12 protein-coding genes are annotated in these 12034 nt (G+C 61.4%); 7 read left to right on the top strand and 5 right to left on the bottom strand.

The window, feature by feature from the left end; translation table 11 throughout:
- Positions 1–206 precede the first annotated feature (206 nt).
- A complete protein-coding gene (locus SGJ19_02635; protein MDZ4779130.1) occupies positions 207–494 on the bottom strand; it encodes a hypothetical protein in 288 nt (95 codons plus the stop codon).
- A 349-nt stretch (positions 495–843) separates the two neighbouring features.
- Between SGJ19_02635 and SGJ19_02630 the strand changes: the two genes are divergently transcribed.
- The 5 genes from SGJ19_02630 (at position 844) to SGJ19_02610 (ending at position 3982) form a co-directional block, all read left to right on the top strand.
- A complete protein-coding gene (locus SGJ19_02630) occupies positions 844–1050 on the top strand; it encodes a CsbD family protein (protein MDZ4779129.1) in 207 nt (68 codons plus the stop codon).
- Positions 1051–1200: 150 nt separating this feature from the next.
- Positions 1201–1752: a hypothetical protein gene (locus SGJ19_02625; protein ID MDZ4779128.1), complete on the top strand. Its 552-nt coding sequence runs from the start codon at positions 1201–1203 to the stop codon at positions 1750–1752.
- Positions 1753–1858: 106 nt separating this feature from the next.
- The gene (locus tag SGJ19_02620; GenBank protein MDZ4779127.1) at positions 1859–2092 is read left to right on the top strand and encodes a hypothetical protein; all 234 of its coding nucleotides are present in this window, start codon (positions 1859–1861) and stop codon (positions 2090–2092) included.
- A 158-nt stretch (positions 2093–2250) separates the two neighbouring features.
- Positions 2251–3408 carry a HAMP domain-containing sensor histidine kinase gene (locus tag SGJ19_02615; GenBank protein MDZ4779126.1) on the top strand — a complete coding sequence of 386 codons (1158 nt, stop codon included), beginning with the start codon at positions 2251–2253 and terminating at the stop codon, positions 3406–3408.
- Between the two features lie 205 nt (positions 3409–3613).
- Positions 3614–3982: a response regulator gene (locus SGJ19_02610; GenBank protein MDZ4779125.1), complete on the top strand. Its 369-nt coding sequence runs from the start codon at positions 3614–3616 to the stop codon at positions 3980–3982.
- Between the two features lie 85 nt (positions 3983–4067).
- On the opposite strand, the gene SGJ19_02605 is transcribed toward SGJ19_02610, so the two are convergent.
- The 3 genes from SGJ19_02605 to SGJ19_02595 are packed head-to-tail and all read right to left on the bottom strand — an operon-like array spanning position 4068 to position 7097.
- Positions 4068–5306 carry a pitrilysin family protein gene (locus SGJ19_02605; GenBank protein MDZ4779124.1) on the bottom strand — a complete coding sequence of 413 codons (1239 nt, stop codon included), beginning with the start codon at positions 5304–5306 and terminating at the stop codon, positions 4068–4070.
- Positions 5293–6537, bottom strand: a complete 1245-nt coding sequence (locus SGJ19_02600; protein MDZ4779123.1) for a pitrilysin family protein — start codon at positions 6535–6537, stop codon at positions 5293–5295. The genes SGJ19_02605 and SGJ19_02600 overlap by 14 nt, the downstream gene beginning before the upstream one ends.
- A gap of 2 nt (positions 6538–6539) precedes the next feature.
- Positions 6540–7097 (bottom strand): GNAT family N-acetyltransferase, encoded by a 558-nt coding sequence (locus SGJ19_02595; GenBank protein MDZ4779122.1) that lies wholly within the window; start codon positions 7095–7097, stop codon positions 6540–6542.
- A gap of 466 nt (positions 7098–7563) precedes the next feature.
- On the opposite strand from SGJ19_02595, the gene SGJ19_02590 reads away from it, so the two are divergent.
- Positions 7564–9729 (top strand): cation-translocating P-type ATPase, encoded by a 2166-nt coding sequence (locus tag SGJ19_02590; GenBank protein ID MDZ4779121.1) that lies wholly within the window; start codon positions 7564–7566, stop codon positions 9727–9729.
- A gap of 250 nt (positions 9730–9979) precedes the next feature.
- Here SGJ19_02590 and SGJ19_02585 read toward each other — a convergent pair whose 3' ends face one another.
- The gene (locus tag SGJ19_02585) at positions 9980–11551 is read right to left on the bottom strand and encodes a hypothetical protein (GenBank protein ID MDZ4779120.1); all 1572 of its coding nucleotides are present in this window, start codon (positions 11549–11551) and stop codon (positions 9980–9982) included.
- A gap of 251 nt (positions 11552–11802) precedes the next feature.
- Here SGJ19_02585 and yidD point away from each other — a divergent pair.
- Positions 11803–12034, top strand: a 232-nt coding sequence (gene yidD, locus SGJ19_02580; protein MDZ4779119.1) for a membrane protein insertion efficiency factor YidD, incomplete at its 3' end; no start/stop codon positions are given.

The raw sequence follows: 12034 nt of genomic DNA, 5'->3' as shown, positions 1-12034 counted from the left end.
TCTCACGCAAATCACCGCCCAAGAACAACAAAACTCTTTCCGCAGATCAACCCAAACTCGCTTTCGCCATAGATTCACAGCCTAGGAGCGAAAGGGGACGATGGGGCGCATGCAAAACGGGCGACCTGGCGCGATGCACTCGCTTGGGAAAGCGAGTGCGCTCGGCCAGATCGCCCGTCGGCGTATTGGTGGACGAAGTGGAGGGACTACGGCGTTTGATCGCGGGCCGCGTGCTGCACGTCGCGTTGTTCTTCCTTGACGGCTTCCGCGCCTTCCGCAGCGGCGTCTTCCACGTCGCGCTGTTCTTCGATGACCGCGTCGTGACCTTCTTTTGCGGCTTCGCGCACGTCATCCCGCTCTTCGGCGATTTCCTCGTTCGCCTCTTGCGCGGCTTCGCGCACGTCTTGTTTTTCGCTTTCCAAACTCTTCTGGCATCCCAGGCCGCCCAGCATCATAGCGGATGATGTCAAGGCGACGAAGCAGTAGTGCCGCATGGTCAATTCTCCCAAACAAGGTTTATCGGGTTTCGTCGATAGCTCACTCGGCTATTGGAACGACGCCATCAACGGCGTGTGACCCATGGTTTTCGGGTTAATGCAAAGACCATGCCACTGACAATTGTGTGGCTTGTATGTCGGTGTATCCTATTAATGCGCTATGTGACGCTTTGTGAATTGCTCTTGTGAACGCACGCCACTCAAGGTGATCGCCAAGCGCGCGACGCAATTCCTATCAACCATCTCGGTCGCCACGCAGATGAATGCGAACCTGCGATGGCACGGCAGTTGCGACTTCACTTTCGCGACGACTAAACTCTCGCACTCACCATTCAGGAGCAATGCCATGAACTGGGATACTGTCGAAGGACAATGGAAACAACTCAGAGGTAAGGTCCGCGAGCAATGGGGAAAACTCACCGACGATGAGTTGGATGTTGTGGCAGGCAAGCGCGACCAGTTGGCTGGCTTGATTCAAAAGAAATATGGCATCGCCAAGGACGAAGCCGAAAAGCAAGTTGACGAATTCGCCTCCACGCACAGCCGCACCTAAACGGCTTGCACCGCCGCACGCAAGCGAAGGCGTGCTACGCCGACACGCCTGGTCCGAGGGGAGACGGAGTTTCCTCTCGGGCGTTTTTTTGCGCCATCGAATGCGCCGCACGCACAGAGGAGACTCTTGCGGACTTCGAGGAGCACCGTCATGACTGAGCATCAATTCCCTCTGCGCGAATCTTCAGGCGAATCAAATCGGATTGTGCTGGGCGTCTTTGGCGATGCCGCTAACGTCGATGCGGCGCTCCACGATTTGCGGAAGGCAAACTTTACTGCCCATCAGCTCGGCGTGATGGCCCGTGCCGATGCCAACGAATGGACGCCGCCCTCCTCGATCAGCGAGCCCGAATCCACAGTGGAAACGAGTGCGGAAACGAGTGTGGCCGACGGGGCGATCGCCGGCGTCGGATTGGGCAGCCTGTGGGCCCTCGGCATCGCGGCTGGGATGTTGCCGGCCATCGGACCAATCATCGCGGGCGGCATGCTTGGCAGTGTCTTAGCCAGCGCGGTCGCCGGCGCGGCTACGGGCGGACTCGCAGGAGGGCTGATCGGCCTCGGCCTCAGCGAACCCGAGGTTCAGTTCTTTGTGCAGGAACTCTCAGCGGGCCAGATGTTGCTCACCGTCCAGGCTGGTCGACGCGCGATCGAAGCCTTGGCGATCTTGCACCGCCATGGGGCCCGTGATTTGGAATCTGGCTAACGGAAGCACCTTCGCCGGATTGATTCCATTTCATCCCACGTGGCATCGCATTTGCATTTCCCGTTGATTCGATTTGCACCACCACGTTTTATAATTGGAAACCACCATGCGACACGCACTGTTCTTGTCTGGCATTCTGCTGATCCCCTCGCTTGGCTGCAATGAACCTCGGCCCCAGACGGTCCCGCCGGCTACCGTCCCCGCTCCCGCTCCTGCCGGCGACGCCGATATTCACATCGACGCCGGACGACCAGGCGGCGTGGATGTCAAAGTGGACGTCGACCGGGCGCCTGGCGGTCCGAAGGTGGACGTCGATATCGATCGACCGAACGGCGAGTAGCACGTCCGACTGACGGCATCGCGCCCACGTCGGCAGTCATCGCCGCCCCCAAATCCGCGGGTGTGTGCGCAAATTTGCTGCCCGCCGACACGAACTGGCGGCGGGCAGCGTTGGATGTATGATGGAGGTCTTCCCTCGCACACTGTCGCTCCGTGACGATGTCTCTCGATCCCGCGCAACTCTGGTCCGAACGATTTCGGGAAATTGGCTCGCTTGTCGAGTCGCACGCCGACGTATTGGTCGAGCGCTGGTCGGAACGGGCGCTGATCGAACAACCGACGGCCGACGAGGTGTTTCGAGCCGAGCTCCGTGACAGCTTGCCCGACTGGCTGCGCGCGCTGGGCCGCGCCTTGGCCAAGTCATCGAAGGCGGATGCGCGTGAGCATCGCTGGTTTGCGGTCGAGCACGGCCAACAACGTTGGGAAGTCGGCTGGAAGTTAACCGAAGTCGTGCGCGACTACCAAATCCTGCGATTAGTAATCTTCGATTTTCTGGACACAACACTGCCGCAGCCGTTGCAAACGCGAGAGTGCATGGCGCTCGGTCTGGGGATTGACGAAGCGATCGAGGCCAGCATCGCGGCGTTCGTTCATCATCGCGATCAGGCTCTGCAGTCCACGCACCAGCGGATGAACGAATTCCTCAGCGTGCTTTCGCATGAGCTGCGGAACTTCCTCGCGCCATTAACCTCGGCGCTGGACGTCCAGGAACTTCAATCGCCGGACGTCGCCGCTTCGGAAATGCACGGCATCATGCGGCGCAGCACCGAACACTTGACGCGACTCGTGGGCGACCTGCTGGACGTCTCGCGCGCGGCCGCCGGCAAACTCACGATCTCGCAGGAACCGACCGACTTGTTGGAAATCGCTCAACGGGCCATTGAAATGACCCGCGGCGCCATCGAAGAGCGTGGGCAGAAGCTACACGTCGATCTGCCAGCGGAGCAAGTCATCATCACCGGCGATGCTTTCAGGCTGACGCAAGTGCTCGTGAACTTGTTGCACAACGCCTGCAAGTATTCCCCGCCGGGCAAATCGATCTTCCTGCAACTTCGCGCCGACGGCAAGGAAGCGGTCACGCGCGTGCGCGACGAGGGAATCGGCATCGCGCCGGACGTCCTGCCAGAAATCTTCAAACTCTTCGTCCAAGCCGATGGCGGACCCGGCCGCAGTTCCGGCGGCCTGGGTATCGGTCTGGCGCTAGTCTCCAAGCTGGTCGAACTCCACGGCGGCAGCGTCAGCGCCACCAGCCCCGGCGTTTCGCACGGCAGCGAATTCGTCGTGCGCTTGCCGATCGCCGCGCCCTCAGTAGCGTAGCCGCTCCTTCCGAAGGGCTAGCATCGCTTTCGCACGGCGCATTCAGGGCAGCCGAAGTGAACGCGCTGCGATCATGTCGCTCCACGACTTGAAGGTCGCGCAATTCGACAACATCGTGATTGTCGTTTCTTTCGGCTTTGGCATATGGCTTGCTTGTCTCTTGCCTTGGCCGGTCTGCTTGCGTTAAGTGCGGAAAGCGGGAGTCATGCGAAGTCGGACGATTCTTGTCGTAGACCCGAACGCCGATGCGCGTCAAGCGCTTTGTATGTTGCTGCAATCATTGGGCCACGAAGTGGCCTCCGCGGCGAACGTGGATGAAGCGCTGCATGAGGTGCAGAAACGCTCCACGGAACTGTTGATCTGCGAAACTACGCTCGACGGCGCGCTGACCGGTTTCGATCTCGCCCGCCAGTTGCGGGGGCAAGGCATCTATCTCTTGGCCTACTCTGGCGGCTTTCAGCCTGAGCAGCGACAAATGGCCGAAGACGCTGGTTTCCACCACTATTTGCCGAAGCCCGCGTCGCTGCGAGATTTCCGCTTGCTGTTCGAGGCTTGGGATCGGACAGAAGCGTAAGGCGACTGAATGCGACGATTAGGTCGAGAGCAACCCACTCTCCCTCGTTTGCGCTACGGGCTAGTGTGTGTGGCCGCACTGCGGATCACGCTGGCGGATCCAACGTCGTCAACGGCCCGACCGCGAACGTCGTATTCACGCTCAACGGGTACTTGCGAAGCACCTCTTCTAAGTCGGCGATGGTCACTCGCTCCACGGCGTCGAGGTCATCACGCACCGAGCGGTACTCGCGGCGTTGAATCCAGTTTCCGCCCACCGTGAACAGCCGCACGCGCGGACGCTCGCTGCCGAGCACGACGCGGGAATTGATCTTGTTCTTCGCCTGGAACATCTCCGCCGGGGCGATGCCGTCTTGTTCGGCGCGGCGAAAGATGTCGCGGACCATCTGCAAGTTGCTGGCGGTGTTGTCCGCCTCGCAATTGAACGACGTGCCGAACAGCCCGGTTTCTTGGTAATCGTAGTGTCCCACGCCGGCGCTTTCCGCCAGGCCGGTATCGACCAGCGCCCAATACAGCCGGCTCCCGGTGTCGTCTCCCAGGACCGTCGCCAAAATCTTCGCGGCGTAGCGGTCGTCATCCATGGCGCCCGGTGCCATCGAGAGCTGCAACACGTACTCCAGTGTCGACGATTCCTTGTGCAGCACGCGGAACTCCGCATGCGGCCCAGCGGGCAGTAATACGCGCTCCGCATTCGCTGGCGTCCATGCGCCGCAGCGTTCGTCGGCAATGCGCACCAATTCGCCGAAATCCACCTTGCCGGCAGCGGCTAGCGCTAAATTGCCCGGACTGTAGCGTCGCTCAAAGTACTCGCGCATCGCCTCGACTGGCAAAGCACCGACGGACTCGATCGTTCCCAGCACGCTTTGCGCCAAGGGGTGCTGGCCGTAATGCGCCGCTTCGCATTTCTCGTCGGCGCCGAACGGCGGCTGGTCCTCGTACATCTTGATTGCTTCGAGGATCACCTGCTTCTCGGTGCCGAAATCCGCTGTCCGCAACGCGGGCCGCATGATGTCCGCCAGCAGGTCCACCTGCCGCTCGGTCAGTTCCGGCAGCATCGCGGCGTAATAGGCCGTGTGTTCCTTGCTGGTGAACGCGTTGTAATGCGCGCCTAACTCGTCGAACTCGCGGTTCACGTCGGCGGCGCTGCGGCGGGCGGTGCCTTTGAAGACCATGTGTTCGAGAAAATGACTTACGCCGGCTACTTCCGCAGTTTCATCTCGCGCGCCGGTCTTCACAAAAAAGCCGACCGCCGTGGTGCGTGCGTCGGGATTGCACTCGGCGACGATTTCCAATCCGTTGGCGAGCCGGTGACTACGAAACTCCATCGCGGACCTCCAGCGCCTGCTGTCCCAGCGTGACAATCGTAAAATCACGCGGCGGCTGCGTGGCGAGATACTCGCTGATGCCGGCCGCTGTCAGCCCGTCGATCGCCGTTTCGATTTCGTCCAGCGTCCGCACGCGTCCTAGCAAATACCAATCGCGCGCGATCGACGACGCCCGGGCGCCGCTCGATTCCTGCTGCATAATCAAAGAGCTCTTGATCCGCGCCTTGAGCCGATCAATCTCCTCGGACAGCACGCCGTCCTTGAGGCGAATCAACTCCGCCAGCGTGACGTCCAATGTTTCTTGCGCTCGCTCGGCGCTGGTGCCCGCGTAGCAAAAGACGTCGCCGCGCTCGCGCTGCGTGTGGTGCGAGGCGTACACGGTATAGCAGAGCCCGCGCTTCTCTCGGACCTCGGTAAACAATCGCGCGCTCATGCCACCGCTGAGTACGCCGACGGAGCCCCAGGCGCGGAAGTAATCCGGATGTTTGTACGGCAGGCTGGCGTACGCGATCGCCACTTGCGTTTGATTCGATTCGTGCGGGATGTGCGTGACGCTGCGCGGGGCCGGATGCTCGACGATCTCCTCCACGCCACGCGAAGGCCAATCCCCAAATAAGCGCGTAACTTGATCCAGCAACGCTGGCCAATCGAAACGCCCGGCGACCGAGATGATCGACCCGTCCGGGCGGCAATGCGTATTCCAGAACGCGCGGATGTCATCGTTGGTCGTCGCGGTGACGCCGGCTTCGTCCCCTTGGCTGGGACGGCCCCAGGGGTCGGGGTAATGCTGCCGCCGCAACTCCTGCATGACCTTCTGGCTCGGCTCGTCCTCGATCGCCTGCAGTTCCTGCAAGACCACGTTGCGCGACGCCTCGAGTTGGTCGTCCGGCAAATGCGGGCGCAAGATCAAATCGGCGTAAATCTCGAGCGCCGGGGCCAAATTTGCCGCCAACGTGGCGGCGCTGAAGCTTTGATGCGAAGAGGAAATCCCTTCGCCCCGCTCGACGCCCAAGTTGTCGAGATCGGTAATAAACTCTCGGCTGTCCCTGGGGCCGGCGCCGCGGAGGGCCTGCTCGCAGGTCATGCCGGCCAGACCCGCGCGATCTTCGGGGTCGTAGTTGCAACCAGCCGGGATGCGCACGGTGAGCGACGCCGACTCGAGCCATTCCATGCTCTCAGCCAGCAGCACCAACCCGGACGGAAATTCGTGGACGAAGATGGCCTGTTTCACGGTCAACTATAGGCCACCTCGACAGCCTTGTAGACCGTACGGGCCTTGAAGAATCCCAATCTCCGATATAACCGGATCGCTCCTTCGTTTTGCGCGGTCACTTCCAGGTAGGCCCGTTTCAAGCCCGCCGCCTGGAAGCCGGCCAAAGCTCGGAGCATCAGCGCCGAACCAAAGCCATGATCGCGGTATTCCGGCGTCACCCCGAGATTCTGGATGGCGCCCACGTCGTTTCGATCGCGGACGCCTTGGATCGTCCCGCAATACTCGGCAACGGTCAAGGGGCGATCATGGGCCACGAGCCAGGTGGCTTCAGGCAGAAATCCCTCGCGCGCCGCAATCTCCCGCATCAATCGCAAGCAGCCGTCGAAATCGCCCAAACAAGGGAAGACGTTGGCATCCAATTCCTGCCGAAAGCTAAGATATTTCGCCTCGGCGTGGGTTTCCAGCAGGCTCGTGCGCCAGGGAACCAAACGAAATCCAACCGGCAAGCGCGGCCGTGCAATGGGCCCCGCCGTCAGGTCGATTTCCATCCGGTAGCGTTTGAAATACGTAAGCGACATCGACTTACGCCAACAAAAGAGTTCCCCTCGCTGGAAGCCCCCTGCGCACCCTGGCCCCCGGCGACTTGCACCCACAGCCCCTAAATCTACCGCTTGCTTGGGCAACGGTCAACTTTTTGGTGCAACCCTTTCTTCAGCTACTACTGATGCAGCCCCCAGGGGCACCGAAAAAAAATCGCCCGGCGAGATCCCTCCCTGGACTGCCCCGTCGACAGCGAGAACGATTGGCGGAACCTACTAAAGTAACTTTGCGCCAGCCGATGCGTCGCCGCCGATGAACCATGGAATGAAATCTACGCCGGGCGTTGGGCCGCAGGCGATCGCATAGCGCATCGCCTACACTCTCTAAAGCGGCGTGCGGGGCAAGATCGGTCGCAAAATCCCCGTAAATTTGTCGCATTATTATGTTCCCGTCTATTGAGTGCCAAACGGCTGGGGATTCCGGCCCTCCTTGAACAGTTCCGATATGGACCAAACCAGTTTTATTGTCCACGGTATGGACTGTGCCGAAGAGGTCGCCGCGATTCGCGCGGAACTGGCTGGCCAGCCGGGCGTGGTCGAGCTGGCGTTCGACGTCCTGCGCGGCAAGCTCACGGTGACTCGCGATCCGTCGCTGATTTCCGATGCCGGCATCATTCAGGCCGTACAACGGGCCGCCTTAACCGCCGAACCTTGGCAAGAACTTCCGCTCGACGCCGCTCTCGTCTCACCGGCTTGGCGAAGCCCGCGCGCGGTGGCGCTGCTTCTGTCCGGCTCGCTGATCGGCCTGGCATGGCTCGGGCAACTTGCCAGTAACGGTTGGAGGAGTTTGCTCGTCGCGGATGGCGAGGCGCCGCTGCCAGTGCGCCTGTTCTATATCGCGGCAACGATCGCGGGCACGTGGTTTGTGCTGCCGAAGGCCTGGCGCGCCCTCGTCCGACTGCGGCCCGACATGAATCTCCTGATGGTCGTCGCCGTTTGCGGCGCCGTCTTACTGGGGGAAGAGCACGAAGCCGCGATGGTGGCGTTCCTGTTCGCGCTCTCGCTCACGCTGGAATCGTGGAGCGTGGGCCGCGCGCGCAGCGCGATCGCCGCCCTCATGTCCGCCGCTCCCACGCGCGCACGCGTCGTTGACGAAAGCGGACGCGAAGAACTACGAGACCCCGCCGAAGTCGCTGTGGGCAGTACGATCGTCGTGCCGCCCGGCGAAAAAATCCCGCTCGACGGGCGAATCCTTCGTGGCGCCACTTCGATCGATCAAGCGCCGATCACCGGCGAAGCGACGCCGGTGCAACGCGGAACCGGCGACTCAGTTTTCGCGGGCGCCATCAACCTCGATGGCGCGATTCATATTTCGACCACCAAGCCCGCCGCCGACACGACGCTGGCGCGAATCGTCACACTCGTCGGCGACGCTCAAAGTAAACGCGGCCCCAGCGAGCAATGGGTGGAACGCTTTGCGCGGATCTACACGCCCGTCGTCATGGCGACCGCAGCGACCGTAGCGTTGTTGCCGCCACTAGTGCTTGGCGGCGGCTGGTCCGCGTGGATTTATCGCGGGCTCGTGTTGCTGGTGATCGCCTGCCCCTGTGCGCTGGTGATCTCCACGCCGGTCAGCATCGTGGCGGCGCTCACCTCGGCGGCGCGGCGCGGCATCTTGATTAAGGGTGGACCGCCGTTAGAGGCCGCCGCGCGCATCCGCGCCATCGCCTTCGACAAAACGGGCACGCTCACCGCCGGCCGGCCCGTGTTGCACGAGGTCGTTCCCTTTTCTGGACACACCGCCGAGGAGTTGATCGAGATTGCCGCCTCGATCGAGCGGCACGCCACGCATCTCTTGGGGCGAGCGATCGTCGCCGCGGCCGTCGAGCGAGGCATCGATGCAACGTCAGCTGCAGACTACCGCATTCTGCCTGGCAAGGGCGCCACAGCCCGACTGCGCGGACGCGCCGTTTGGGTCGGTTCGCCGCGATTGATGATGGAACGCGGCGAAGACACGCCGGAGCTTCGCCGAGCACTCGCCGAATTGCAGGCGCGCGGCGACAGCGTGGTCATCGTCGGCGAAGATCATCACGTTTGCGGACTGCTGGCCTTGCAGGATCAACTTCGCGCCGAGGCGACCGATGTAATCAGGCAACTGCATGGCGCTGGGATCGCACCGATCGTGATGCTCACCGGAGATCATCAGGCGGCGGCCGATGCCATCGGCCGGCTGGTCGCCGTCGACGAAATCCGCGCCGGCCTGCTGCCGGAAGACAAGGTGCAAGCCGTTGAGCAGCTCGTCGCTCAACACGGCGCGGTGGCCATGATCGGCGACGGCGTCAACGACGCCCCGGCGCTGGCCCGTGCAACGCTCGGCATCGCCATGGGCGTAGCTGGCGCCGACGCCGCCCTGGAAACTGCCGACGTCGCTCTGATGAGCGACGATCTCGCGGCGATTCCATGGCTGATCTCGCATTCCCGTCGCACACTCAACATCATCCGGCAAAACATCTTCGCGGCACTCGGCGTGAAAGTCGCCTTCGTGGTCCTCAATCTATTCGGCGGAGCCTCGCTCTGGACCGCCATCGCCGCCGACACCGGCATGAGCCTCCTCGTCGTACTCAACGGCTTGCGCTTACTCAACACGAAGCAAGACAACGATCTCCTGTAGCCGAGGTCTGTGACCTCGGGGTTCCGACGTGGTCAAGGTTAATGCGCTGGTCCCAAACAGATTTGAAACCACGAAAGGCGCGAAAAACACGAAAGGATACGCGACAATGTCAAATCACAGTCGTGTGGCCTATTCAATCGCCCACAACTCGTTCGTGTTTTTCGTGCCTTTCGTGGTTTAAGATTGTGACGTCCAATGCACCGAGGTCACTGACCTCGGCTACAGAGGATCCGTCGATCAGACGGAACGCCTATTCCCCCAACGTCTCCTCGACGAGGAACAAATCATTCCCCTTCCTCGCCAGGTAATGGAACGCGTCGCCGTCGTCGAAGTGCAGTTTGGTGACGCCGCCTAATGTGATGATTTCGTCGTAGCGGTTTCCTTCCTGGCCGTCGACTACCACCACTTGGCGCTGGTTGTCGTACGCGACCATTGCCAAGTGAAGGCTGTCGTCACTGAAGTAGAAGGTCCCTTTGATGTCGTCGTAGAGCTTTCCTTCCTTGCCCGGCTCGGCCATCATCCAGCGCCCATTCTTCTGAGCCAGGTACGCCACGCGCTGGCTGTTCGAGCTATATTTCGGCGTGCCGACGTCATCGTAGTCCGGCTGCTTCTGGCCGTTGTAGACGATGAAGCTCCGCTCGCCTTGTTTGGCCCAGAACGCGGCCGATTTGCTGTCCGGGCTGAAGACCGGCAAATCACGATCGTCATAGGTTTTGCCTTCCTTGCCGTTCACGACCGACATCAATTTGCCATTCGCCACAGCCAGGTAGGCCACGCGCTGGCTGTCCGGGCTATAAACCGGGCTGCTCACGCCGTCGTATTGCTTTTGCTCTTTGCCGTCTAAGACCACGCACCATTTTCGACGTTCTTCGATCACATAGCCCCAGTGCTGGCCGTCCGGGCTGATCTCCAGAGAGTCGACGTCGAGGTCGTCATAGACCTTGCCGGGCTTGCCATGGGCGACCACGACGTGGCGAAAACTTTGAGGCTCCGCCACATAGGCGACATGTTTGCCGTTGCGGCTGACGCGAATGTATTGAATCTCTTCGTACCGATTCGGATCTTCCTGGCCGTCGTAAACCAGGAAACACTTGTGATCCGGCGTCGAGGCGACGTAACCCAGTTGTCCATCCAGGCCGAAGAACAGATTGCCGCGCAAGGTCGCCGGGCCATGCGCATGTTCCACACGCGGTTCGGAGCCGTCGACGCTGTCTTCGTGCATCACGTAGTTTTCGCCGATCTTCACTCCGTAGATGAAGCGTTTACTGTCCGCGCTGAAGGTCGACTCCCAACTATAATCCTCGTGAGGCTCCCCTTCGCGGCCGTCGATGACCGGAACCTGGTCGAACGACGAAGCGCTCAAGCGGGCGATCATCCCCACGTGCTTGCTGTCTGGGCTGAACACGGGACCGGCGCCGATCGACGAATAGCCCTTTTCTCCTTCGACGCCATCCAGCACCAGCACCTCGTCGCGATGCTCGCGCAGGGCGATCGCCGTATACGCGGTTCGCTGACTGTCGGGGCTGAAGGTGAAGCTCTCAGGTTTCACTCCGAATTCGTAGTCGGGGCTGGCCTTCCCGTCGATCACAATACCTTTCTCGGTCAAATACGCCGCGTGGCGTCCGTCCGGACTGACCCAAAATGTCGGCTTCTTGGCGTCGTATTCCGAGAGGTCGACCTGCCCCAGCGGGGTTTCCTTGACGACCCGCCGCGAAGCGCCATCCTGGCCGGCAGCCGTCCCCACAGCGCCAGCGATAAGAACAATCGCCAGCAAGGCAGCCCAGCGGAAAGTCGGCCTCGGTCGATCAATCTTGGATTTCATGGTCATGCACCGGTCGTATGAAGAATCGAATTCCATCGCGGCGTCGCGATCACGCCATGGCCCAGGATGCCGCGGGCCGGTCGCTTTGTTACAACAAGAGGCGTATCTTGACGCATCGACCGGACCAAAACCAGGGACGAATTCCATCATGCGCCGCCCAGCGTCAAGTACCGCCCAACTCGCTCTGCCTGCCTGTCTCCGCGCCTCCGTGTCTCCGTCGTGAACCAATTCGAATGGAATGCGAGCACGACATGCGGTTTCTGTGGGAAATGGCGGTGCGCGGACCCAGCTGGGCGCTAATCCTGCTCGTCCGCTGCTATCAATGGACGCTGAGTCCTATCTTCGGCCGCCAATGCCGCTTCTATCCGACATGCAGCAACTACATGATCGGCGCGATTGAGAAGCACGGCGCCGTGCTGGGTACACTCCGCGGCCTATGGCGCATCTGCCGCTGCCACCCGTTCCATCCAGGCGGCTTCGATC

The organism is Planctomycetia bacterium (assembly GCA_034440135.1).
Lineage (GTDB): Bacteria > Planctomycetota > Planctomycetia > Pirellulales > JALHLM01 > JALHLM01.
This window is presented reverse-complemented; position numbering and strand designations above follow the sequence as displayed.